At 36.2% G+C, this 25806-nt stretch carries 22 protein-coding genes and 1 tRNA gene; 18 read left to right on the forward strand and 5 right to left on the reverse strand.

The genetic code is table 11. The annotated features are described in order from the left end of the window. Window position 1: 1 nt before the first annotated feature. Window positions 2-646, forward strand: a complete 645-nt coding sequence (trmB, locus tag AC3B7A_RS07575) for a tRNA (guanosine(46)-N7)-methyltransferase TrmB (protein WP_489755491.1) — start codon at window positions 2-4, stop codon at window positions 644-646. 104 nt (window positions 647-750) lie between these two features. Here trmB and AC3B7A_RS07580 read toward each other — a convergent pair whose 3' ends face one another. After that, window positions 751-1065 carry a hypothetical protein gene (locus tag AC3B7A_RS07580; RefSeq protein WP_489755492.1) on the reverse strand — a complete coding sequence of 105 codons (315 nt, stop codon included), beginning with the start codon at window positions 1063-1065 and terminating at the stop codon, window positions 751-753. Window positions 1066-1185: 120 nt separating this feature from the next. Between AC3B7A_RS07580 and AC3B7A_RS07585 the strand changes: the two genes are divergently transcribed. The 14 genes from AC3B7A_RS07585 to rhaM all read left to right on the forward strand — a co-directional run bounded on the left by AC3B7A_RS07585 (window position 1186) and on the right by rhaM (window position 18290). Then, the gene (locus tag AC3B7A_RS07585; RefSeq protein WP_489755493.1) at window positions 1186-1506 is read left to right on the forward strand and encodes a thioredoxin family protein; all 321 of its coding nucleotides are present in this window, start codon (window positions 1186-1188) and stop codon (window positions 1504-1506) included. Between the two features lie 25 nt (window positions 1507-1531). Next, the gene (gene ytpR / locus AC3B7A_RS07590; RefSeq protein WP_489756566.1) at window positions 1532-2164 is read left to right on the forward strand and encodes a YtpR family tRNA-binding protein; all 633 of its coding nucleotides are present in this window, start codon (window positions 1532-1534) and stop codon (window positions 2162-2164) included. Window positions 2165-2268: 104 nt separating this feature from the next. After that, a complete protein-coding gene (gene murC, locus AC3B7A_RS07595; protein ID WP_489755494.1) occupies window positions 2269-3588 on the forward strand; it encodes a UDP-N-acetylmuramate--L-alanine ligase in 1320 nt (439 codons plus the stop codon). A 251-nt stretch (window positions 3589-3839) separates the two neighbouring features. Continuing rightward, complete coding sequence (gene polA, locus AC3B7A_RS07600) at window positions 3840-6497, forward strand: DNA polymerase I (RefSeq protein WP_489755495.1); 2658 nt, start codon at window positions 3840-3842, stop codon at window positions 6495-6497. Between the two features lie 5 nt (window positions 6498-6502). Beyond that, complete coding sequence (gene mutM / locus AC3B7A_RS07605; protein ID WP_489755496.1) at window positions 6503-7330, forward strand: DNA-formamidopyrimidine glycosylase; 828 nt, start codon at window positions 6503-6505, stop codon at window positions 7328-7330. After that, window positions 7330-7917: a dephospho-CoA kinase gene (gene coaE, locus AC3B7A_RS07610; protein WP_489755497.1), complete on the forward strand. Its 588-nt coding sequence runs from the start codon at window positions 7330-7332 to the stop codon at window positions 7915-7917. The genes mutM and coaE overlap by 1 nt, the downstream gene beginning before the upstream one ends. A 5-nt stretch (window positions 7918-7922) precedes the next feature. Next, a complete protein-coding gene (gene nrdR, locus AC3B7A_RS07615) occupies window positions 7923-8414 on the forward strand; it encodes a transcriptional regulator NrdR (RefSeq protein WP_489755498.1) in 492 nt (163 codons plus the stop codon). Then, a complete protein-coding gene (locus AC3B7A_RS07620; protein WP_489755499.1) occupies window positions 8392-9711 on the forward strand; it encodes a DnaD domain protein in 1320 nt (439 codons plus the stop codon). The genes nrdR and AC3B7A_RS07620 overlap by 23 nt, the downstream gene beginning before the upstream one ends. 12 nt (window positions 9712-9723) lie before the next feature. After that, window positions 9724-10638, forward strand: a complete 915-nt coding sequence (gene dnaI, locus AC3B7A_RS07625) for a primosomal protein DnaI (protein WP_489755500.1) — start codon at window positions 9724-9726, stop codon at window positions 10636-10638. Window positions 10639-10910: 272 nt separating this feature from the next. Then, window positions 10911-12863 carry a threonine--tRNA ligase gene (thrS, locus tag AC3B7A_RS07630; protein ID WP_489755501.1) on the forward strand — a complete coding sequence of 651 codons (1953 nt, stop codon included), beginning with the start codon at window positions 10911-10913 and terminating at the stop codon, window positions 12861-12863. A gap of 531 nt (window positions 12864-13394) precedes the next feature. After that, on the forward strand, window positions 13395-13733 hold the full coding sequence (locus AC3B7A_RS07635; RefSeq protein WP_489755502.1) for a hypothetical protein: 339 nt from the start codon (window positions 13395-13397) through the stop codon (window positions 13731-13733). Then, entirely contained in the window at window positions 13679-16642 is a 2964-nt protein-coding gene (locus tag AC3B7A_RS07640; RefSeq protein ID WP_489755503.1) for a BspA family leucine-rich repeat surface protein, read from the forward strand. The genes AC3B7A_RS07635 and AC3B7A_RS07640 overlap by 55 nt, the downstream gene beginning before the upstream one ends. Window positions 16643-16981: 339 nt before the next feature. Further along, complete coding sequence (locus tag AC3B7A_RS07645; protein ID WP_489755504.1) at window positions 16982-17959, forward strand: alpha/beta hydrolase; 978 nt, start codon at window positions 16982-16984, stop codon at window positions 17957-17959. A 13-nt stretch (window positions 17960-17972) separates the two neighbouring features. Continuing rightward, entirely contained in the window at window positions 17973-18290 is a 318-nt protein-coding gene (gene rhaM / locus AC3B7A_RS07650) for an L-rhamnose mutarotase (protein WP_489755505.1), read from the forward strand. A gap of 239 nt (window positions 18291-18529) precedes the next feature. Here the strand turns inward: rhaM and AC3B7A_RS07655 are convergent. Then, window positions 18530-18601 (reverse strand) — tRNA-Glu (locus AC3B7A_RS07655). A gap of 97 nt (window positions 18602-18698) precedes the next feature. Beyond that, window positions 18699-19349: a CPBP family intramembrane glutamic endopeptidase gene (locus AC3B7A_RS07660; RefSeq protein ID WP_489755506.1), complete on the reverse strand. Its 651-nt coding sequence runs from the start codon at window positions 19347-19349 to the stop codon at window positions 18699-18701. A 38-nt stretch (window positions 19350-19387) separates the two neighbouring features. Here AC3B7A_RS07660 and AC3B7A_RS07665 point away from each other — a divergent pair, with 38 nt between their 5' ends. From AC3B7A_RS07665 to AC3B7A_RS07675, 3 genes are read left to right on the forward strand one after another with little or no spacing between them, the layout of a single operon-like run. Then, window positions 19388-21118, forward strand: a complete 1731-nt coding sequence (locus tag AC3B7A_RS07665; RefSeq protein WP_489755507.1) for an ABC transporter ATP-binding protein — start codon at window positions 19388-19390, stop codon at window positions 21116-21118. Next, a complete protein-coding gene (locus tag AC3B7A_RS07670) occupies window positions 21111-22952 on the forward strand; it encodes an ABC transporter ATP-binding protein (protein WP_489755508.1) in 1842 nt (613 codons plus the stop codon). Before AC3B7A_RS07665 ends, AC3B7A_RS07670 begins: the two co-directional genes overlap by 8 nt. Then, entirely contained in the window at window positions 22952-23950 is a 999-nt protein-coding gene (locus tag AC3B7A_RS07675; RefSeq protein WP_489755509.1) for a serine hydrolase domain-containing protein, read from the forward strand. Before AC3B7A_RS07670 ends, AC3B7A_RS07675 begins: the two co-directional genes overlap by 1 nt. Window positions 23951-24003: 53 nt before the next feature. On the opposite strand, the gene AC3B7A_RS07680 is transcribed toward AC3B7A_RS07675, so the two are convergent. Together AC3B7A_RS07680 and AC3B7A_RS07685 are read right to left on the reverse strand one after the other, a co-directional pair. After that, window positions 24004-24630 carry a response regulator gene (locus tag AC3B7A_RS07680; protein WP_489755510.1) on the reverse strand — a complete coding sequence of 209 codons (627 nt, stop codon included), beginning with the start codon at window positions 24628-24630 and terminating at the stop codon, window positions 24004-24006. Further along, entirely contained in the window at window positions 24608-25708 is a 1101-nt protein-coding gene (locus AC3B7A_RS07685; protein WP_489755511.1) for a sensor histidine kinase, read from the reverse strand. Before AC3B7A_RS07685 ends, AC3B7A_RS07680 begins: the two co-directional genes overlap by 23 nt. Window positions 25709-25806: the final 98 nt, after the last annotated feature.

Below are 25806 nucleotides of genomic sequence, written 5' to 3' on the forward strand. Positions count from 1 at the left end.
TATGCGTTTACGAAACAAACCGTGGGTGGCCGATTTAATTAATGATCATCCAGAATTTATTTTAAATGAACCTCAGTCGCAGATAGTTCGGGGACATTGGCAGGAGCATTTTGAAAAAGTGCAGCCACTTGAACTCGAACTGGGTTCTGGTAAAGGGCAATTCATTATAGAAAAAGCACGCCAAAATCCGAATTTAAATTTTATTGCAATGGAATTACAACCAGTGGCAGCAGCTATGATTTTAAAAAAGCAATTGCAAGAGCAGTTGCCTAATTTACAAATTTTAATTGCTAACGGGCAAAATTTAACGGATTTATTTGCAGCAAAAGAAATTAGCAAATTATACTTGAATTTTTCTGATCCTTGGCCGAAAAAGCGGCACATTAAGCGGCGGTTGACGGCACCTAATTTTTTACGTTTATATCAAGAAATTTTGCCAGAGCATGGTCAAATTGAATTTAAAACGGATAACCAGGGTTTATTTGAGTATTCTTTGGTCAGTTTTAATAACTTTGGCTTGCATTTTGACCAGGTGCATTTGGATTTACATCACAGTTTATTGGCCGACCAAAATATTATGACTGAATATGAAGCCAAGTTTTCTCAAAAAGGGCAACCAATTTATTTTATCGCAGTTCATTTTTAAGGTTAGCTACGACTTGCAGTCATTGATAAAGTTTGATTTTGGCTAATATAAAAAATTAAAAATACCGATCCAGAAATTTTCTGAACCGGTATTTTTGCTTTTAATTAAACACGTTGAATATCCAATAATTGACCCGTTAAAGCAGAGGCAATAAAATGATATTGAGCTTCTTGGTCATCTTGAACGGCTGTTACACCGCCAACTAATGCCCAAGTATCACTCCCATCAACGTTAACTTTTTGAAACATTGGTTCTACCCACGTTGTAATGATATTGGTATCAGCACCTAAATTATTTTTGATTCGCTCAATTACTTGTTTACTATCAATTTGATGTATTAAGTACAAAGCACCAGCGCCAATTGCAGCAGCTGCAGTTGAAGCCACGAGGGTTGATTTAACTAATCCCTTTAAACTCATAGATCTAACCTCCTCAGTTTATATATCTATTTTATCATTATATTATAAATAACGTGGGTAATTGACAACTTTTTTTTAATTTGTAATATAGTTTATAGGTAGGAAAGGAATTGATAGTGTATGAAAAAACTAGAAGATCAAGCAACAACAGACCTTAAACAATTAACTAAAAATGGTAAATATGTATTATTTTTTGAAGCTGATTGGTGCCCAGACTGCAAATTTATTGAACCAGAAATGCCGGCCATTGAACAAGATTATCCTGATTATCAGTTTATTCAAGTTGATCGGGACAAGTTTTTGGATTTAGCCAAGTCTTTAGGGATTATGGGAATTCCTAGTTTTGTGGCCTTTGAAAATGGTCAAGAGATTGGTCGTTTAGTTAATAAAGAACGGAAAACAAAAGCTCAAGTGGAAAGTTTTATGGACTCTTTAAAATAAAATTTAGAAAGATATGGTGAAACGATTGCAGATAAGTGTTTACAATCCTCAAGTTTTTGGCGATGTCATTTTAGTGATTTTAGGAGCTAATACACCAACCCAAACAACGGTTAAGCGAGAAGGAATTATTCAAATTTTAAATGATCAAGATGAAGTAATTGGTTATAACTTTTTTGATGTTTTAGCTGATTTAGGTTTGGATGATCAACATGCTGGGCAATTTCATTTGCAGGCGGAACAGATTGATATCTTGAATCAAAAACTGCAAGCAGCAGGTTTTTCAGAGCAATTAGTTGAAGATCAAACGGAATATTTTGTGGCTGGATTGGTTAAAGAAATGACGGATCATCCTGATTCTGATCACTTGCATGTTTGTCAAATTGAATTAGACCAAGGTCAAGTAGTGCAGATTGTTTGTGGTGCACCTAATATTGCAGTTAACCAAAAAGTTGCGGTAGCAAAAGCTGGGGCGATGATGCCGAATGGACAGGTGATTTATCCAGGAGTTTTACGAGGAATTGAGAGCGTGGGCATGGTTTGCTCACCACGAGAATTAAAATTAAATAATGCTCCACAAAAACGAGGAATTTTGGTTTTAGATGATCAAACACCTGTAGGTTCACCCTTAGATTTCACAGCTTTGAATCAATTGTTTTAACAAAGTTATTGAGTAGTTGAAAGCTGACTACTGACTTTTGGTAGGCAATAATTTTCTTATTGTTTATTGGAAATACTGGTGTCAAATAATAAAGAGGTAAACAAATGAAAAAGACGACTTATCATTTTGTTGGTATCAAAGGAACAGGAATGAGTGCCCTGGCTTTGATTCTGCATGATTTAGGTTATACCGTTCAAGGTTCAGATATTGAAAAACAAACATTTACACAAACTGGCTTGCAGCAAGCGGGAATTAAAATTACTAAATTTGCTGCTAAAAATATCCAACCAGGCTTAACTGTTATTCAAGGAAATGCGTTTGGTGATGATAATCCAGAAATTGCCGCCGCCAAAAAGCTCAATTTGCCGATTTTAACTTATCCTCAAGTTGTAGGACAGTTGGTTCGAAAGTATACTTCAATCGGTGTTGCTGGTGCGCATGGAAAAACTAGTACTACTGGGTTACTGGCTCATGTTTTACAAGGCGTAGCACCCACAAGTTATTTGATTGGTGATGGTACTGGAAAAGGCAATCCCCAAAGTCAATTTTTTGTTTTTGAAGCTGATGAATATCGCCGTCATTTTTTAGACTATGCACCCGATTATTTAATTATGACTAATATTGACTTCGATCATCCTGATTATTTTAGAGATCTAGATGATGTCTTTGCAGCTTTTCAAAGTGAAGCTAATCAAGTACAAAAAGCAATTTTTGCCTGGGGTGATGATCCCTTACTGCAAAAAATTCAAGCGCCTGCGGGCACTGCTTTATATTATTACGGATTAAATGATCAAGATGATTTTCAAGCTGTTAATATTCAACGAACAACAACCGGCTCCAGTTTTGAAGTTTTATATCATCATAAAAATTTAGGACAATTTCAAATTCCAATGTTTGGTCAGCATAATATTTTAAATTCGTTGGCAGTAATTGGTGTGAGCTACTTAGAAAAGATTGCACCACAAGAAATTCAACATGAATTACAGAGTTTTAATGGTGTAAAACGGCGTTACAGTGAGAAAAAAGTTAACGATATGATTCTGATTGACGATTATGCCCATCATCCTTCAGAAATTAAAGCAACAATTGACGCTGCGCGGCAACAATATCCGAAAAAACAAATTTTAGTAGTCTTTCAACCGCATACCTATAGTCGTTTGCTGGCTTTATTACCTGGTTTTATTCAAAGCTTAAATTTAGCGGATGAGGTTTTCTTAACAGAAATTTTTGGTTCAATTCGGGAAAATCATGGTCAGATTACTAGCGCTGATTTAGGTAAGCAATTGGATAACGGTGGTCAAGTTATTACCCAAGAACAAATGGAACCATTACTAGCTTATCATGATGCTGTCGTTATTTTCATGGGTGCTGGTGACATTCAAAAATATGAAACTAGCTATGAGCAACAGCTAAAACAACGCTAATGATATTAATAAAACTGATCTTTGGAGAGATTCAAAGGTCGTTTTTTTGTTTAAACTAAAAAATTAATTATTGGTATCTTTGCTTCTTTTAGGTGATAGTTTGTTAAAATTAAGCTATGAGAGAGTGATTCAAACAATAATCTTTCACAACTATATATAGTAAAGACCACAGTCCCAACATTTTGTTAAATTAAATTGACAATAAGTTTGGCGGTTGATTTTTTTTAAGATTTGGAAAATGAGGTGTATGAATGAAACCTAAGAGATTAGTTTTAGTTGATGGTAATAGTATTGCTTTTCGGGCTTTTTTTGCCATGCATAATGTTTTAGACAAATTTAAAACAGTAGATGGACTGCATACGAATGCTATTTATGCTTTTAATAATATGTTGGAACTAATTTTAAGTAAGAGTCATCCTGATAAAATGTTGGTTGCATTTGATGCGGGTAAAACAACGTTTCGTACAAAAATGTATTCTGAGTATAAGGGTAATCGTCCCAATACTCCTGATGAATTTCGGGAACAGATGCCCTTCATTAAGCAATTATTAGTTGCCCGGGGAATTAAATCTTATGAATTAGCTGATTACGAAGCTGATGATATCATCGGAACGATTTCACGCCAGGCACAAGAGCTTGGTTATGAAGTGATTATTGTCACTGGTGATCACGATTTGACGCAATTGGTTACGGAGCAAATTACTGTGGCGGTCACGATTAAGGGTGTTTCTGATCTAGAATTTTATACGCCAGCTTATTTTCAAGAAAAATTAGGGATTACTCCGTTACAATTAATTGATTTAAAGGGGTTAATGGGCGATAGTTCTGACCACTATCCCGGTGTGAGCAAAGTAGGTGAAAAAACGGGGCTCAAATTGCTCAAACAATATGGCTCTATGGAAAACCTGTACGCTAATTTAGATACGATGAAGCCAAGTAAATTAAAAGAACATTTACAAGAAGATCGTGATTTAGCTTTTCTGTCTAAAAAGTTAGCGACAATTGACTGTCAAGCACCAGTGACAATTAAAGTAGAACAGCTAGATTATGAAGGCGACCAATTAGAAGCTTTAATTGAATTTTACCGTAAGCTCAATTTTCAGTCTTTTTTAAAAAAAATGGCTGTTCCGTTAGATCCAACTGAGCAAGAGCAAAAACAACAGGCACCGTATCAAAATTTAACGCCAGAAACTTTAGCTCAGTTTGTTCAAACTAACCAACCGGCGAGTTTAATAATTGAGATGTTAACCGATAATTATCATACAGCACCAGTGGTTGGTGTCGCAGTGGGCAATCAAGAGGTGATTTTGGTCACTGATCAAGTTGAAATTTTACAAAATCAAGTCTTAAAAGATTGGTTACAAGATCCACAGCAAGAAAAATATGTTTTTGATTTTAAAAGGACTTTAGTAGCTTTAAAGCGGTTTGATATTCAGTTAAAAGGTGTTAGTTTTGATGCTTTATTAGCTTCGTATTTAATTGATGTTAATGATAATGCTAACGATTTGGGTGAAGTAGCACAATCCTATGGCTATAGTGATTTATTACCTGATGTTGCAGTCTACGGTAAGGGGGCGAAGCGCGCCGTTCCGGAAGCAAAAAGATTACAAGATCATTTGGCCGATAAAATTGCGGCTGTGAATTATTTACAACAGCAATTACCGCAACAATTACAGCAGCATGATCAAGACCAATTATTCGAAGAAATTGAATTACCTTTATCTCAGGTTTTAGGGCTGATGGAAATTGCAGGAATTAAAGTCAGCGCGACTACTTTGCAGCAAATGCGAACGGATTTAGATGGTCGTTTAACTAGTTTGGAAGCGGCGATTCATGAAAAAGCTGGTGAAGATTTTAATATTAATTCTTCAAAACAGTTAAGTAAGATTTTATTTGATAAAATGGGATTAAAACCGATTAAAAAAACCAAAACTGGCTATTCCACGTCGGTAGATGTGCTAGAAAAATTGAAAAATCAAGCACCAATTGTTGCTGATATTTTAGATTATCGTCAAGTTGCTAAAATTCAATCAACCTATGTGATTGGTTTGTTAAATGCGATTGCACCTGACGGCCGAGTGCATACTCGTTATTTACAGACCTTAACGCAGACGGGCCGCTTATCATCAGTGGATCCTAATTTACAAAATATTCCGGCGCGTGACGAAGGGCGAGCTATTCGTAAAGCCTTTGTTCCGCAAGCTGCTGATTGGAAATTATTTTCTAGTGATTATTCCCAAATTGAATTGCGGGTTCTAGCTCATCTTTCAGGCGATGAAAATATGCAACAAGCCTTTTTAGAGGATTATGATATTCATGCGCATACGGCCATGAAAATTTTTCATTTAAATAGTATTGAGGATGTAACACCAAATATGCGACGTAAGGCCAAAGCAACCAACTTTGGTATTGTCTATGGTATTAGTGACTATGGTTTAGCAAAGAATATTGGTATTTCCCGAAAAGAAGCGGCGGAATTTATTCAAGCTTATTTTGATCAATATCCAAAAGTTAAGGAATATATGGACCAGATGGTGCAAAAAGCGCGTGAAGATGGCTATGTTGAGACAATTATGCACCGCCGACGGTATTTACCTGATATTCATGCTAAGAATTTTCACTTGCGGTCGTTTGCAGAGCGTACGGCTATGAATACACCGATTCAAGGAAGTGCTGCTGATATTATTAAAATTGCGATGATTAATATGCAACAACAATTGACGGCCCAAAATCTACAGGCTAGAATGTTGCTTCAAGTTCATGATGAATTAATATTTGAAGCACCGACGAAAGAAATTCCCATTTTACAAAAATTAGTACCGCAAATCATGGATTCTGCTGTTAAACTAGATGTACCCTTAAAAGTGGAGTCAGCAGCTGGTCAAACTTGGTTTGACGCGAAAGGATAGAAAAAATGCCCGAATTACCAGAAGTAGAAACAGTCCGGCGTGGATTAAATCAGTTAATTAAAAATCAAAAAATTACAGAAATTGAAATTCGTTATCCCAAAATTATTGTTAATCCCCTAGCAGAATTCAAACAAGCATTGATTGGGGCTACGATTACGGATGTTGGCCGCCGCGCCAAGTATTTACTTTTTCATTTTGACAATGATTTGACTATGATCAGTCATTTGCGAATGGAAGGTAAGTATCAAGTCCGCGAACAAATTAGTGATTTTGATAAGCACGTGCATATCATTTTTTATTTAGCAAATGGGCAGTATCTAGGTTACCGAGATGTCCGCAAATTTGGCCGGATGGAAGTAGTACCAACGACTCAAGAATTGAAAATTAAAGGAATCGCTAAATTGGGTCCGGAACCATTAACACCCGAGTATACGTATGAAGCGTTAGTTAATGGCTTGAAACGCAAAAAGAAAAGTATTAAAGCGGTTCTATTGGATCAACAAGTAGTGAGTGGATTAGGCAATATTTACGTTGATGAAGTGTTATGGATGGCACAAATCCATCCGGAACAGCCAGCTAACCAATTAACAGAAACTCAATTACAGGCTTTATATCCAGCAATAGCTGAAGAAATTAAAACGGCTATTGCTGCTGGAGGGACAACCATTCGTAGTTATGTTGATGCCACTGGTCATCAAGGCAGTTTTCAACTGCAATTGAAAGTTTATGACCAAGAAGGACAACCTTGTCAACGGTGTGGTACAACAATTGAAAAAATTCGGGTGGCCGGACGTGGCACGCACTACTGTCCAAAGTGCCAAAGGTTAAACTGATGGGACAAGCAATTGGCATTACTGGAGGAATTGCTAGTGGCAAAACTAGTGTTAGTCAGTTAATTACGCAAGCTGGTTTTCAAGTCGTTGATGCTGATCATCTTGCTCACCAAGTTTTAAGAACCCAGACACGAGCGTTAAAAGCTCTTTTTGGTTCACAAATTTTGAATCAGGATGGTAGTTTAAATCGTTCAAAGTTAGGACAGCTCGTTTTTAGTGACTCAACAAAGTTACAACAATTAAATCAATTAGTGCAACCAATTATTCGCCAGCAATTACTACAACAAATTCAGCAAGCAAAAGCGGGTGTAATCCCCTTATTTTTTGAAATTCCTTTGTTATTTGAACAAGGTTATGATCAACTGTTAGATCAAGTGGTTGTGGTTTATGTTACAATGAAGCAACAATTAAATCGTTTAAAACAAAGGAATAATTTAACCGATGAACAGGCGTGTGCTAGAATAAAAAGCCAATTACCAATTGCCCAAAAATGTCAACAAGCTGATTGGGTAATTGATAATTCTCAAGATTGGTCGTATTTGAAACAACAGGTGACGCAATCTTTACAGCAAATAATTAAGGAGTAAGATCTATGATTTGTCCCCATTGTCAACAAAATTCTTCACGGGTAATTGATAGTCGACCGACTGATGAAGGTAAGGTTATTCGGCGACGGCGAGAATGTGAAAACTGTGGGTACCGCTTTACAACTTTTGAACGGATCGAGTACCCACCGGTTTTAGTCGTCAAAAAAAATGGCAATCGAGAAGAATTCCATCGTGAGAAAATTTTGCGTGGAATTGTACGTGCAGCTGAAAAACGCCCTGTGACTTTGGAGGATATGAATCAATTAGTTAATAAGGTCGAAGCAAAAATTCAAGCGACTGGTGAAAATGAAATTAATTCCCGCCAAATCGGCGAATTCGTGATGCAAGAATTAGCCCAAGTCGATGATATTGCTTATATTCGCTTTGCCAGTGTTTATCGGCAATTCAAAGATATTAATGGTTTAATGAAAGAAGTTCAAGATATGATGTTAACGCAAAATCATCAGTCAGAAAGTGGTTCCAAGAACAATGACTAGCTCAATGATCGATCCCTTATGGGGCTACTGGGTAATTAGTGATACTACATTAACACAATTGGATTATCAAATTTTGATTGATTTATACCAGCCCATCATTGGCAGTGATGCCATTAGTTTGTATCAATTACTTTGGCAACATCAGCAACCATTATTGTCTCAGCGTCAGGCTCATTTTCAACTATTAAATTTGTTAGATCTTGATGCCCATTCTTTTTATCAAGCGCGAATTAAATTAGAAGCTGTGGCTTTAATACAAACTTTTCAAAGTCGAGATAGTTGGGGTGATTATTTAATTTATCAACTTCATTCACCTTTGGCGGGAAATCAATTTTTTCAAGATAGTATTTTAACAACTTTTTTGCGTGAAAAGATTGGTCAACCTGATTTTAAAAAATTGCGTGATAAGTATCACCCGCAGATTCGTAATTTAGATCAAGCGACAGAAATTACGAAAAGTTTTTTAGAAGTTTTTCACTTATCACATAAAGTTGTTGATGAGACGGACACGACCACAACTACGGCAGCGACTAGTAACTTACCTCATTATAGTGAGTCGGAATTAGCTAGTTTTGATTGGGATTTAGTGGTGGCGGCCACGAAAGCATATCAAGTCAAACCACAAGAAATTGAAGAATTAAAGCAGCCCTTATTTAATTTGCATACGTTTTACGGCTTGTCAGAAGTTGAATTGGCTGAATTAATTGGTAATACAGTCAACGTCAATACCAATCAGATTGATCTCAAACGTTTAGAATTGGTAACACAAAAAACCTATGAAAAAAGTGTTAATTTGAATTTGAATGCGGATTTGGCGCAGAATAAGTCGGCAAAAATATCGACTCCACCAAATAATTTATCCAAAGTGCAACAACAATTAATTAAAAAAGCGCAAAGTTTAGCGCCAGCGGAATTTTTAGCGCAGAAAAAGCGGCAAAAAAATGGTTTTGTTGGAACCTCAGAAACGCGAATTTTACGTAATTTACAAGCGCGAATGGTTCTACCTAGTGAAGTTATTAATATTTTGGTTAATTATGTGCTAGATAATGGTGCTACTTTAACGCAAGGATTTGTAGAAAAAATTGCCAATGATTGGGTTCAGCATGGTATTAAAACTGCACCACAAGCCTTAAAATATCTACAAGATTTTCCACAAAAGCAACGCCAGCGACAAATAAAAAATGGCAGTAAGCATGAATCAGCCACAGACTGGTCTAAAAAGCAAAGTTCGCGGGTTGATCAAACACAATTAGCTAAATTACATCAGCAATTACGAAAATTAAAAGATAATTCTTAGTGAGGTACGATGATGGAAAAATTATCGCAATCATTAGCGCGTATTATAAAAGAGCGTCAATGGCAAACGCATTATCAAGATTTGCTACAAGCAGCCATTAAAGATTCGGATGTGCAAGATTTTTTGCACCAAAATCAACAACAAATCACTTCAAAGACGCTTCAACAAGGCTTAGATGCAATTTATGAATTTGTTCAAGCCAAAAGTCATATGTCAGAATTTGCTGCAGGTTATCAGCCACGTCTAATTTATAAAAATCAAATGATTCAAGTAACTTATGCACCAGATGCACAGCTAATTGCACAAAAAAAGCAACAGCAATTTGAACAAAATTTTCGAACAATTGATATGGCTAGTGATATCAAACAGGCAGATCTAACTGATTTTGAGCAAGGAGCAAGTGGTCGACAAAATGCTTTAGTAGCAGCTTATCACTTTATTTTGGATTATGCGCAAAAAGAACAATTTGTTCCAGGATTATACCTATCAGGCGATTTTGGAGTGGGTAAAACTTATTTATTAGGAGCGATCGCTAAAGAATTGGTGCAAAAGAAGGTTTCTGTTTTATTAATGCATTTTCCTACTTTTGCCGTGCAGATGAAAAATTCAATTAGTGATAATTCAGTTTTGAAAAAAATTGATCAAATCAAAATTGTTCCCATTTTGATGTTAGATGATATTGGTGCGGACTCTTTGAGTTCGTGGGTTCGTGATGAAGTTTTAGGGGTTATTTTACAATACCGCATGCAAGAAAAATTACCGACATTTTTCTCCTCTAATTTTGCCATGAATGATTTACAGAAACACTTAGCAGTTAATCAACGGGGGGATCAAGAACCCGTGAAGGCTGCGCGAATAATGGAACGGATTCGTTTTTTGGCGCAGGAAGTAATTTTATCAGGACCTAATCGGCGATTTGAACCGTAATTTGTTCTTGATCTTGCAAAATTGGCACGTCCGTGGTTTAATATGGTCATAGTCATAAAGCTTTGGCTGCAGGGAGAAGTTGTCATCGACTGAAAGCAACTCGTGATAAGCTCATTACTGTTAAATTAGATTAAATAAGATGTGGTTGGTCGCATTAAAGACTGTGAGATAAAGTAATTAATCACTACTTTAATGTGGGTGGAACCGCGTCAATGACGTCCCTTAGACAATTTGTCTAAGAGGCGTTTTTATTTTTTAGGAGGTTAAGGAATATGACACAGATTTGTTTAGAATTTCCTGATGGTTCAAAGCGGGAGTTTGAATCAGGAAGTACAGCCTTAGAGGTTGCTGTTTCAATTAGCAACAGTTTAAAAAAGCAGGCCGTTGCAGCTAAGATTAATGGGACTTTAGTGGATCTAGAACGTCCAATTGCGCAAGATGCTAAAATTGAAATTATTACTAATAAAGATGAAGCAGCAGTAGAAGTGGCAAGAAATACTGCAATTTTCTTATTAGCTGCGGCGTTAAAGCAAAAATATCCTGCAATTAACTTTGGTGAACTGGCAGTTAATGATGATGGTTTTTATTTAGATACAGATAAGGCTGATAGCCAAGTAAGTGTTGATGAATTAGCTGATTTACAAACGAAGATTGATCATTTAATTAAAGACAATCAACCCATTGAACGACAATTAGTTGATAAAAAGGAGCTGTTAGCACAATTTGCAGCTGATCCTTATCAAACTGCCATTTTAAATTCGATGGATAATGTGCAAATTCCCGTCTTTAAAATGGGCGACTTTATTAGTTTTGGCGAAACAGCATTGTTACCTAAGGCTAGTGGGTTAAAACATTATCAATTGTTGTCAGTAGCTGGTGCTTACTGGCAAGGAAAATCTAGTAATCCGATGCTACAACGGATTTACGGAACAGCCTTTTTGAACGATGAAGATTTGCAAGCGGATTTGAAGCGGCGCGCAGAAATTAAAGAACGTGATCACCGGACGATCGGTCGCGATTTAGATTTATTCTTCGTTGATCCGAAAGTTGGTGCTGGCTTAGCTTATTGGATGCCTAAGGGTGCTACTATTCGGCGAACGATTGAACGTTACATCACTGATAAAGAAATTGCTGCTGGCTATGAGCACGTCTATACTCCAGTTTTGATGAACTTGGACACTTATAAAACTTCTGGTCACTGGGCACATTATCGTGAAGATATGTTTCCCCCAATGGACATGGGTGATGGCGAGATGTTGGAGTTACGGCCGATGAATTGTCCTTCTCATATCCAAATCTATAAGCATCATATTCGCTCCTATCGCGAATTACCAATCAGAATTGCCGAATTAGGGATGATGCATCGATATGAAAAATCTGGTGCTTTATCTGGATTACAACGTGTTCGGGAAATGACATTAAATGATGGTCATACGTTTGTTGCACTTGATCAAATTCAAGCCGAATTTAAAAAAGTTTTGCAGTTGATGATGGATGTTTATCAAGATTTTAATATTGAAAATTATACTTTCCGTTTAAGTTATCGTGATCCTGCTAATACTGAAAAATACTTTGATGATGATGAAATGTGGGATCAATCTCAAGGCATGTTAAAAGCCGCGATGGATGATTTAGGTTTGGAATATTATGAAGCTGAAGGTGAAGCAGCTTTCTATGGTCCAAAATTAGATGTGCAAACGAAAACGGCTTTAGGTAATGAGGAAACTTTGTCGACAATTCAGTTAGACTTTATGCAACCAGAAAAATTCAACTTAACTTATATTGGTGAAGATGGTCAAGAGCACCGTCCAGTTATGATTCATCGGGGAGTCATTTCGACCATGGAACGGTTTATTGCTTACTTGATGGAAATGTATAAAGGTGCTTTTCCAACTTGGCTGTCACCAGTGCAAGTTAAAATTATTCCCGTTAATAATGATTATCATTTTGAATATGCGCAAAACTTACAAGCAGAAATGCGTAAACAAGGTCTTCGAGTAGAAATTGATGATCGTAATGAAAAGATGAGTTATAAAATTCGAGAAGCTCAAACACAAAAGGTTCCTTATACTGTAGTGGTTGGCGATCAAGAGGTTCATAATGCTAAAGTTTCCGTTCGGAAGTATGGTGAGCAAGATAGTACCGAAGAAGACATTAACATGTTTGAAGATAGTGTAATTGCCGATGTGAAAAATTATTCGCGGACAGGTAATGAAACAAAATAAATGAAATATTCTTTATAAGATCATGATTAGTTAATACTTTTTTAAGTAAGGAATTAATCAATATTTGATCAGTTTGAGGCTGGGACCAAAGTCATTTAGCAGTTGGTAGTAACTGTTGACTGTTGGAAAGCAATCATTATTAATGTGAGGGTCATTTTAGATGGCATCTGAGTATTAATCTGATTGCCCCAGCCTTTTTTGTACATAATTTTTAAGTAAAAAACAAGATTTAAATCAAATAAAATCAGTTTAATTCAATAATGGTTAGTTTTGATTAAAAATAAGGTTGATAATCTAGGAATATTTTTAATGTTATTGGATTTTAACTCATTATTGGATTAAATTAATCTAATCATGGGCTAGATAAGGTGTTATAATGATTTTGAAAGCGCATAAATGGTTAATGTGAAACTATGAGTGTCTTATGGGGAAGAGGTTCTAAAGCGAGAAACTGTGGGGTCAATGGATGATTTTCAATTAGCGGCTAAACGTTTGTTTGCAGTATAGATGATTATCGAGGAGATTTTTTTGATGATTAATAAATATGCCAAAATCATTACCTTAGTTGTCTTATTATTTGGTGGTTTATTAGTTCAAAGTTCGCAGGCGCAAGTGCAAGCCACAACTTTGAAGTCACGTATTGATTTTAGTCAAACGATACATAATGATAGTGATCTTTTGACCAATCCACAAGACTTCAGTCCGCTAAATCAAACTAAAGCAAATCCAAGCAACGATTTCTTAAAAAACAAGCCTGTCATTAGTAACTTTACTCCATTAACAGCACCAGTCAGTGGGGTAGCAGGTACTTGTCCGTGGACACTAGTCAAGTCACCGATATGTCATATATGTTTTACGATTTTCGCTTAATTACAAGCTTAAATTTAAGTAACTTTGACACTAGTAATGTTACTGATATGAATAATATGTTTTATCGATGTCAAACATTATTAAGTTTAGATTTAAGTAACTTTAATACCAGTCTGGTTACTAATATGTCTCATATGTTTGAGCTTGATGATAAACTGACAACATTGAATTTAGATAGTTTTAATACTAGCAATGTGACTGATATGTCTCATATGTTTGAGACTTGCAATTCATTAGGCGTTAGCGAATTAAATTTGAGTAGCTTTGACGTAAGTAATGTAACCAACATGAATAGTATGTTTGAGGGTGTAGCTCTAACCCCGAGAAGTGCATTAAACATCAACTTAAAGAATTGGGATACTAGGAAATTACAAAAAGTTAATAAAATGTTTGAAAGTGTTGATTTGACCAATGTTGATTTGAGTGCTTTGAATACTGCGCAAATTACTGATATGAGTGAAATGTTTGAATACTGTAAATGTACAAGAACACTGAACTTGAGTTCTTGGGATACTTCCAAAGTCACTAATATGAGTCAAATGTTTTATAGATCAGAGATTAGTGCTGCTGATTTATCAAGCTTTAATACGAGTCAAGTGACTAATATGAAATTAATGTTTAGAAATTCGCAGTTTCAAACATTAGATTTGAGTTCTTGGGATACTAGTAGCGTCAATGATCTAGGAGCGATGTTTGCTAATTGTACTAAGTTAACAAGTTTAAATGTGGGTGGCAAATTTGGAACATTTAGTAGTAGTCAACCAGTCAAAACAAATACTGTTTCTTCTGATGTTTTTAATAAAGATCTGGGTTTATTTCAGGAGTGTTCCAATCTAACTAGTGTAGATTTAAGTACATGGAAGACAGACAAAATGTTTAATATGTCTCATTGGTTTTATGACTGTTATGCTTTGCAATCTATTACTTGGGATAAGTCGTTGTTTAATACCAGTAAAGTAACTGATATGTCTTATATGTTCTCTAGTTGTAGACAGTTACCAAGTTTAGATGTCAGTGGTTTTGATACTAGTAATGTCACTGATGTGAATAGTATGTTTTATGGTTGTAGCAAGTTACTAATTTTAGATGTCAGTAGTTTTGATACTAGTAATGTTACATCTATGAATTATATGTTCAGTGACTGTTATAATTTACCGAGTTTAGATTTTAGTGGTTTTGACACTAGCAATGTTACATCTATGAGTTATATGTTCTGTGGATGTAGAAGTTTATCAAGTTTAGATGTTAGTGGTTTTGATACTAGTAATGTCACTGATGTGAATAGTATGTTTTATGGTTGTAGCAAATTATCAACCTTAGATCTACGTAATTTTGATACCACTAAAGTACAGTATAAAGAAGATGCTTATGCTTTTATTGGTTATGATCCTGCTTTGTGGAAGATTAAAGTTAGTTCTAAGTTAATGCTTGCTCCCACTGGGTATAGATATAGCTGGTCTGTTGGCGAATCTCAATATGATATGGATATCCGGATACCAACGGCAGGGGCTACTTTTCAAGATGGTACTCATCAGTATGAAGTTTTGGGTCAAGATGGACAAACTACTGGTGCTTGGCAAGCAGTGGGTGCAGGAAGTGATCATCACCCCAGTGGCACTGTTTATTCGACGCAAGATTCGTTGAACACTGATTTTTTAAGTAATGCTAGTCGTCCTAGTATAGATCAAGATCCTGACGCTAGTGCGGGTGAGCAGACACAGACTTTGGTGTGGAAGCATGTTTTAGTTAATCAAGTACCAAGAGTTAATTTGACCAAAGATTCCACCACAAATTTGACAACAATGAATTTAGATTATTGTCATAATTATCAAGATACGAACGATTTACCAGTTTTAGAATTGAATGGTAGTGTGCGCGATAATGATAGTTCAAAAATACAGTTGTATTATGCAGTTGATCCAAGTAATGCTACGCCAACTGTGGCTGAGATAAAAAATTATCCAAAATTACAATCTAATCCTTTGACCACAACTACTCAAGAGCCTTGGAGTCAAAATTGGACAGCGGATATTAGTGACTTGGATGATTTGACAACTTTAGCCACTCCGAAGGCTGATGGTCATCAAATTAAGATCTACGCCGTTGATAGTGGTGGGCAATTTACCAGTGAAAATCCCAAAGCTTCTCCAGTAGCAACGGTTAACGTAGCCGAAAATAGTTTGGTACAGATTAATTATATTGATAATACTACTAACCAACCGGTTTTTAATAAAGAAGAAAATGGACAAAAGGCCGCTCAGACTATCGTCGGTGTAGTGGGGAAGCCGATAGATACGACGAATCAAACTAATTTTCCAAAAACGATTACGACCAAACATTACCGTTATACCTTAACTAACACATTAGAAGTACCACCAGTGTTTCCAACTATTACTGCAGATTCTCTCTTACCATTATCCCCTTATCAAGTGAATTTGAATTACAGTTCGGGTACGATCAGACTGAGTGCGCCAGATACGCTAGACTTCGGAACCAAGATCGTGCAAACAGCTAAGCAAATTTACGATTTACCATACGATGCCACACTAACACCCTTAAAGGTGACAGATACTACGGCAGCACCCAGTTGGCAATTAAGCTTAGCAATTGCTGATTTTAGTAATTCAAAAGGAGCCATATTAACAGATGTTTTTCAATATTTACCTACTAGCAGTACTACACCAATTCCAATTTCGCAAACGCCTGTAGTGATTGATCAGTATAATAATCACCACACCTATGTAGATGGTACAGGAAAATCTGTCACGGATATTTCCACTGGTTGGTGGAATGCTAATCAAAAACAAATTTCTGGACCAAGGTTAGACTTACGGCGATTACAAGGTTTAGTCCATGCAACGAAGTATGAAGCCGAAGCGACATGGTCGTTAGTTAATTCATTACAATAAAGATAAGTGGTGAACAAAGTCGTTTAGAAGTTGAGTAATAGCCTAGATCAAACATGTGAGTTGGGTTACTTCTGAATGTTTGAGCGTAATTAAGACAATTAAAGTTATGGCAATATTAAATTTTGTTTCTATATAAATAGGTGTTGATAATTAATTTTAACTAACTAGATTGCTAATTGTTCTAGTTAGTTTTTTGTGTGCAATTATTATCGCTGGCTTTTTTTACTGGTAGTAGAAATAAAAACTGTAAAATGAACAGATAAGTACTGCTATTTATTCCTAGTTTGTTGCCGTGATAGCGTTATACTGGAACTAAAAAATTAATATGGAGGTCTTAGCGTGCAAATTAAAACTTTTCCTTTAAATCAAGCTAACCAAGCCGTGAGTCTCACTGCCTATTTGGTAGATGATTCTGATGAAACGATTGGTGGTAAAAACCGACCTGGTATTATTATTTGTCCTGGTGGTGGTTACTTTAATTGTTCTGATCGCGAAGCTGAACCAGTGGCTTTAAAGTTTGCTGCTTTGGGATATCACGCTTTTGTTTTACGCTATAGTACTTATAATGACGGTTCGGCACAATTGCCAGATTTAGTTAATTTACCACCGAAGAATGATCGCTTATTCCCGCAACAATTATTGGAACTGGGGCAAGCGATGATTTTGATCAAGAAACATGCTGCTGCTTGGCACGTTGATGATCAAAAAATTGCTGTCTGTGGTTTTTCCGCAGGGGGTCATAATGCTGCTTTATATGCAACTAATTGGCATCGGTCTTGGTTTACAAAATATTTTGGTGCAGATGCTAATTTGTTGCAGCCGGCAGCTTGCATTTTAGGCTATGCATTGACTGATTATGTTTTATTGAATCAACAAACTCAAGAAGTAATGCAAGGCATGGATCAACAATTTATGAAGTCTTCGATGGTGGCTTTATTAGGCAAAGAAGAACCAGCAGTTGAGCAATTACAACAGGCTAGTCCAGTATTGCAAGTAGATAAGAATACTCCGCCAGCATTTATTTGGGCAACTGCGGATGACCCTTTGGTTTCTTCTTTACATTCTTTGGAATTTGCACAAGCGCTCAAGCAAAATAATATTCCATTTGAATTCCATTTATTTGAACACGGTGCACATGGCTTGAGTTTAGCGACGCAAGCCACTGCTGGTTCACAAAGTCAAATTATTGCGGATATTGCGGTTTGGTTTGACTTGTGTGAACATTGGCTGCAAAAGCGTTTTGCCTTGCCATTACCGAAACTCAGCGCGTTTGAACAAATGTTAACTGATAATCAAAAAGAAAATGACAATGATTAGGAGTTAGAAATTAATGACAGTTAGATTAGGCCAAATAATGCATGTTTATCCAGGACAATATGAAGAATATGAACGCCGGCATCAACAATTATTTCCCGAAATGCGTCAAGCATTGAAAGAAGCGGGCGCTCATAACTATTCAATTTTTTTAGATCAACAAACAGGAACTTTGTTTGCTTATCTAGAAGTTGATGATCTGGAACAATATAATCAGATTTCCCAATTACCAGCTTGTCAAAAATGGTGGGCTTATATGGAGCCGATTATGCAAACTAATCCAGACCAAAGTCCAGTTACACAAGATTTACACGAAGTTTTCCATTTGGACTAAATTGACCATTGATGCCAATAAAATTTTATCTGAATTAAGAAAGAGGCTGAGACCAAAGTCACTTAACAGTTGACTTTTGGAACGCAATAATGAATTAATATTCGTATGAGATATGAGTATTAATCTTATTGTCTCAGTCTTTTTTGTAACAAAAAAAGCTCCCTTAATGGGAGCTAATAAGTAAAATATAACGTTACTACACAAAATGCTTATAAATCCTAGTTTAATAGGTATTAATATCACCCGTACGGGAATCGGACCCGTAACTCCACCTTGAGAGGGTGGCGTCTTAACCATTTGACCAACGGGCAATCAAACAATAAATATAATACTGTAAAAGTATTTATTCGTCAAGTAACTTTTATCATCACTTTTTTCATAACGAGCAAGTTGAAATTCAAGCTCATTTTAAATAGCCAAGAAGATTGCACTGAAATTATTCAATAAATGTAAAAGAATAGCGCTCTTGATGTTTTTAGTATAAGCGTATAGTAATCCTAGAAGTAATCCGATTAAAAATTTTGATAAAAAATAAATGGGATCTTGAGAAAGATGGGCTAAGCCAAATAAAATCGCACTAATGAGTGCACCTAAGTATAAATGATCAGCAAAAAACCAGTTAATGATCAATCCGCGAAATAAAATTTCTTCGGTAATAGGCGCAATAAAAATGGCGTAGATAATAAATAAAACTGGAGATGCTTTCGCTAATTGGAGTAAACTAGCAACGTTAGTATTATTGGTTGTCTTCATGAGGGGCACTAAACCTAAGTTAATCACAATAGTGAGCAGTAAGGCGCTAATTATTAAGAGATAGCTGTATTTGGTTAATTTTTGAGTCTGAAAGCTTTGACTTTTCGACAAAATCCACCACATGAGAATAATAACAACTAAAATACTTAGACCAAAATAAATGGTAATTTGTGATTTAGAGAAGTTATATTTTAAAGTTAGTTGTAAAATGATTACTGGTAATTGTTGTAATAAATAGCAAAAAATCAAACCAATAATCAAAAAACCTGTGGTAAGATAATGTTTATCTTGATTCAAATGTTTCATAAAGTAACCTTTCTATAATAGGGGAGTGGATTCAAACAATGTTTCATATTATGAAAAAAAGAATTCCTTTAATTAGTGTTTTGGGAGCAATTCTCTTTATGTTTTGTCAAGTAATGGGAAATTTGTACATTCCTAATATTACTTCGGATATTGTTAATAATGGGATTACCAAAGGTGATACTCATTATATCATAGTTGCTGGTATTAAAATGATTGTCGTGTCCTTACTAGTGATTTTGGCGGCTACATGCAATGTTTTATTTTCATCACAAGCGTCCCAAAAATTGGGGAAAAATTTACGCAGTGATATTTACCGTAAGGTTTTGTACTTATCAAATGATGAATTCGACCAAATTGGAACCTCGTCTTTGATTACGCGGACAACTAATGATGTTGTGCAAATTCAAAATGTGACGATTATGATGCTACGGATGATGATCATGGCACCAATTATGATGTTAGGTGCGAGTTTTATGGCCTATCAAAAAGATCCCCAGTTAACCAAAATCTTTGTGATTGTCTTACCGATTCTGATTGTTGTGGTAGCAGTTATTTTGTACTTTGCTGATCCATTATTTCGGAAAATGCAGCAAAAAACCGATCGCTTGAATTTAGTTTTTCGTGAAGGCTTAACGGGAGTTCGTGTGATTCGGGCTTTTCGCCAAGATAACTGGGAACAAAAGCGTTTTGATGGTGCTAACCAAGACTATACGCATAACGCTCAAAAAGTTTTTTCTATTATTGCTGTTATGTACCCATTGACGACTTTAATTATGAGCGGAACTAACATTGCCATTACTTGGTTAGGAGCTAAGTATATTGCTGCACAAGTGATGCCAATTGGTAATTTATTGGCGTTTATGACATATGCTTCCCAAATTTTGATGAGCGTTATGATGTTATCCATGATTTTTGTGGTGGTACCACGGGCACAAGCTTCTGGTGTGCGAATCCGCGAAGTCTTAGATTTAAAGAATCAATTAACAGAACCTACAGTGCCTAAAGATATTGTCCAAAATGAGGCGGCTATCCAAATGCAACAGGTGACTTTTAGCTACCAAGGTGCGCAACAACCCGCTCTTCAAGCCGTTGATTTTCAAGCGCTAGCTGGACAAACAGTTGGAATTATTGGTGGTACTGGTTCCGGAAAAACCACGTTAATTAATTTATTATGTCGACTTTATGATCCACAACAAGGTCAGGTCTTAGTTAATCAGCAAAATATTAAACAAGTTAAACAACAAGATTTACGCAAGGTGATTTCGTTAGTGCCGCAGAAATCAATTTTGTTCAAGGGAACATTACGTCAAAATTTAAAATATGGTAATCAAAATGCTAGTGATGATGATTTATGGCAGGCGCTAAAAATTGCTCAAGCACAAGATTTTATTGAAGCAGCAAATGGTTTAGATACTTTGGTCGAGCAAAATGGTGATAATTTCTCAGGCGGACAGAAGCAACGTTTAGCGATTGCGCGGGCGCTAGTCAAGCAATCTGATATTTACATTTTTGATGATTCCTTCTCGGCGTTAGATTTTAAGACTGATGCTCAATTACGCCAAGCATTGAAGTCGGATCCAGTAATGCAAGATAAGATCATTGTGATAGTTGGTCAACGAATTTCCACAATTGCTGATTCTGATGTCATTATTGTGTTAGATCAAGGTCAAATGTTGGGCTTGGGAACTCATCAAGAATTAAAACAAACCAATCAAATCTATCAAGAAATTATTAAGTCACAATTAAAGGGGGACAATATCCATGGCTAGAAATCACGGTCCACAGCGCAACTTTGGTCAACGAAAACCACAAAATTTTTGGAAAACTACTTGGCGCTTATGTCGCTATCTTTCCGATTTTTGGTTATCAATTATTGTAGTTTTAATTTTGGCGGTTACGGCCACTGTCTTTCAAATTAAAACTCCCAAAATTTTGGGTGAGGCGACGACCGAAATTTTTAAGGGTGTGATGACTGGTTTAGCCAAACAAAAGGCCGGTTTTGATATTACAAAATTTCCCGTTAATTTTGGCAAAATCGAACAGATTTTAGCGATTGTTGCCTTAATGTATCTAGGATCAGCCATTTTTAATTTCTTACAGCAAATCTTGATGACCCGTGCTTCACAGCAAACAGTTTATAAATTGCGGCGGGATTTAAAATATAAAATGCAATTATTGCCCATTAATTACTATGACACACATGATAATGGTGATATTATGTCCCGGGCAATTAATGATATGGATAATATTGCTAGTACTTTACAACAAAGTGTGACGCAATTAGTTACCAGTATTGTGACTTTGGTGGGAACTTTATGGATGATGTTTTCCATCAGTTGGCAGTTAACTTTGATTGCGTTAGTGACCGTGCCTGTGAGCTTAATGGTCATTGGTTTAATTGCTCCGAAATCGCAAAAAGCCTTTTCGGCGCAACAAACTTCTTTGGGGTTGCTGAATAATCAAGTTGAAGAAAATTATGGCGCTCATTTGGTTGTGAAGACGTTTAATCATGAACCTGAAGCTTTAGAACAATTTGAGAAAGAAAATGATAAATTATATGGTGCTGCGTGGAAGGCGCAGTTATGGTCCGGTTTAATGATGCCTTTGATGACTTTTGTCAACAATTTAGGTTATGTAGGTGTCGCCATTTATGGGGGGATTCAAGTTGCCCATGGACGATTACCAATTGGGGATATTCAAGCTTTTTTGCAGTATACCCAGCAGTTTTCCCAGCCGATTACGCAATTAGCTAATTTAGCCAATACTATTCAAGCCACGGTGGCTTCAGCAGAGCGAATTTTTGCGATTATGGATGAACCAGAGATGCCAGATACGCATGTGGAAATTGCCGATCAAACGACGGATAATTTAGTTGAATTAGATCATGTGCAGTTTGGCTATCAAGGTCAGCCGTTGTTGTTAAAGGACTATTCTTTGCAAGTTAAAGCTGGAGAAATGATTGCCATTGTCGGGCCGACTGGTGCTGGTAAAACAACGATCATTAATTTACTGGAACGATTTTACGATATTAATCGTGGTTCAATTAAGTTAGCAGGTCGAGATACACGTAATTTGAAACGTGCAGATTTGCGAAGTCATTTTGCAATGGTATTGCAAGATACTTGGTTATTTACCGGTAGTATTTATGACAACTTAAAATATGGTCGTGAAAATGCCACTCATGAAGAGATTATGGAAGCAGCCAAAGCTGCCCATGTCGATGAGTTTGTGCAGCAATTACCGCAAGGTTACGACACAATTTTAAATGAAGAAGCATCCAATATCTCGCAAGGTCAACGGCAATTATTAACGATTGCGCGAGCATTTGTCGCGGATCCAGAAATTTTAATTTTGGATGAGGCAACTTCGTCAGTTGATACGCGGACAGAAATCCAAATTCAACATGCGATGGAACGTTTGTTAAAAGGTCGAACCAGTTTTGTGGTCGCGCATCGGTTATCAACGATTCAAGATGCTGATCAAATTATTGTTATGAATCAAGGCTCCATTATTGAGACCGGTAATCATCAAGAATTATTAGCGCAAAATGGTTTTTATGCTGATTTATATAATTCACAATTTAGTGGCAGTGTGACCATTTAATGACAGTGAGTGATCAATATCTTTTAGCAAAAATCAACGAGTTAGTCGTGCAGCAAGTTGTTCCGGGGGTGAGTTTGGCACTAATTACACCAGAACAAATTTATCAAAATGTGATTGGGTGCAATGCTTGGCAGCCGCAAGTTACGCAACTGCACCAAAACAGCTTATATGACTTGGCTTCGTTAACCAAAGTTTTAGGTACGACGACAGTTTTACTAAAGCTGATTGAACAAGGAATATTAGCCTGGGATAGTAAAGTAGCGACTTATTTGCCATTATTTACTGATCAACGTGTGACTTTGACGCACTTAATGACGCATACTTCAGGAATTCGCGGTTATATTCCCCAGCGTGACCAATTATCAGCAAGACAGTTAATGACAGCCCTTCAACAACTACCAGTCACTGCCGAATTTGAACGGGTAGTGCGCTATACGGATACAGGTCCCATTTTAGCAGGTTTAATCATTGAACAGCTTTATCAGCAACCCGTGCAAGCAGTGATTGAACAAGAAGTTTTACAGCCATTGGGCTTAAAAAATGCAACGTTTCACCCAGAACCGCAAAAATGTGTGGTGACTAATCAACGTCAAGGGCATTGTCTCCAAGGTGAAGTACACGATCCGAAAGCTTGGCAATTAGGTCAACATTGTGCATCAGCCGGTTTATTTGCTTCTTTAACGGATTTGGTTCGATTTACGCAATTTATGTTGGGGCAATTATCAGTTCAACACCCACCAATTAGCGATAATTTGATTCAGAAATTATTTCAAGATTTCACTAAAAATCAGTCAGGACGGTCGTTTGGTTGGGATCTCCTAAAAAATGCGCAGCAACAATGGGTGTTGTATCATACTGGTTATACGGGCAACTTTTGGGCAATTGATCGCTCACGTCAGCGGGCATTAATTGTGTTGAGTAATCGGGTTCATCCGTTTAATAACAATCAACGGTTCTTAAGCCAAAGAGCTGCGATTGTCGATTTATTTTTACAATAGAATTAACGAGCAATTCATTAGTTATCAATAAGGGATACTAGTGAATTGCTTTTTTAGTAGTTTTGATAATAATAGATAGCTAATTGCGTTCGATCACGTAATTGCAGCTTAGTTAATAATTGACTAATCTGATTGCGAATGGTGCCTTCGCTCAAAAATAAAGTATGGGCAATTTCTTTATTATTTTGGCCAGTAGCCACCAGTTGGAGAATTTCTTGTTCACGCGTGGTTAAATTTGGGTTAGTGACAGTGAGCTTTTGTTGGGAAGGTTGTAATTGGTGCTGGATTTTAGCGACTATTTCATTGCCATAAATATATTGGTTGTTAGCCACAGCGTGAATTGCTGGTACAATACTGGTGAAATTTTGTTTGATTAAGTATCCCTTGACGCCAATGGCTAAGGCTTGATTAATATAGTCATCATCGCTAAAAGTGGTTAGTAACAAAATTTTGGCATGTGGATATTTTTCTAAGATAGTTTGCGCCGCTTTTAAACCTAATTGGTCGGGAAGACGAATATCTAATAATAATATATCAGGCTGAATTTGTTCATAAAGTTTTAAAGCATCTTGTGAAGTATAACCACAAGCCTTAACTATTAGTTCTGAGTCGGCTTCAATAATAGTAGTTAAAGCTTGTGTGACTAAGTGATCATCATCAATTACGACTAGTTGGATCATTATTGGGCACCTCTTTAGGAAAGATTAATGTTACTAGAAATTTTTGTTGTTGAGTATGAAAATGAATTTGCCCACCTAATTCTTGAGCACGTTGGGTCATGTCCATTAATCCCATTCCTAGTTGGTAATCATTTGTTGAACCATCATTAATAATTTGTAGGCGGTAAAAAGCGGGTAACTTTTGAAAGTTGAAATCAACGACTTTGGCGGTGGAATGTTTAATGATATTGGTTAACGACTCTTTAATAATCATAATAACATTTGTTTTTTGAAAGACTGATAGCTTGAACAGTTCGCCGTTAATTTTTAAAGTACAAAATTGGAAATTACGGCATAAAAGTTCAAATTCTTGGTGAAAGGATAATGATTTTTGCTGTAATTGGTGAACATTTAAACGAATATTGTCTAAAGCTTGATTCATGGTGTTTTCTAAATTATTTAGAGAATTTTTGAATGGAGCGTTTTGGTTAATAGTTTGCAGGGCGGCCACTTGCAAAAGACCGCTGGATAGTAAGTGACCGACGTTATCGTGAATGTCGCGGGCAATTTTATTGCGTTCATTAGCTATTTGTAATTGTAATTGCGTTTGATTAGCGGTTTTTAAGGCAGTATTTTGTAACTTTAATTGTTTTTGTTGCTCAAAGCTATCATCTTGTAATTTTAAGTTTTGGTTAAAGAGACGTTGAAGCTTTAGATCCAAGTCATTGAAAGTGAGTGTGACCGCTATTAAACAAAAAATCAACAGACTCATCCAGCTAAAGTGGCTGATAATTGGCCAAACGATAAGCAGCATACAATATTTCCCGGGAAATTGGGTCCATTGTAAAACGAATAAGCAAATAATAGGGAGGAAAAAAATAAAGTTAGATTGCCAAATACTTAATAAACTGATGGTAATGAGCGTTAGCCAACCAGAATTAAACGGAAATGGAAATAATAACCAACTTAAACATAAGAGACTGATAAGTGGATAAATAATCATGACGGTTGTAAATGATTGCCACCAAAAAAGTATTCCACAAATTGTAGTAATAATTAATAATTGCAAGCTGATATTTCTAGTACGTAAATTAATCATTTTAACCCCTTAACAATGACAAATGTCATGAGATATTTGTACAGATGTAACTGTTTAATTACGTCTATTTCTATTATATTCAATTTAAGAGTTAAAAA

Source organism: Bombilactobacillus sp. ESL1202, assembly GCF_058107125.1.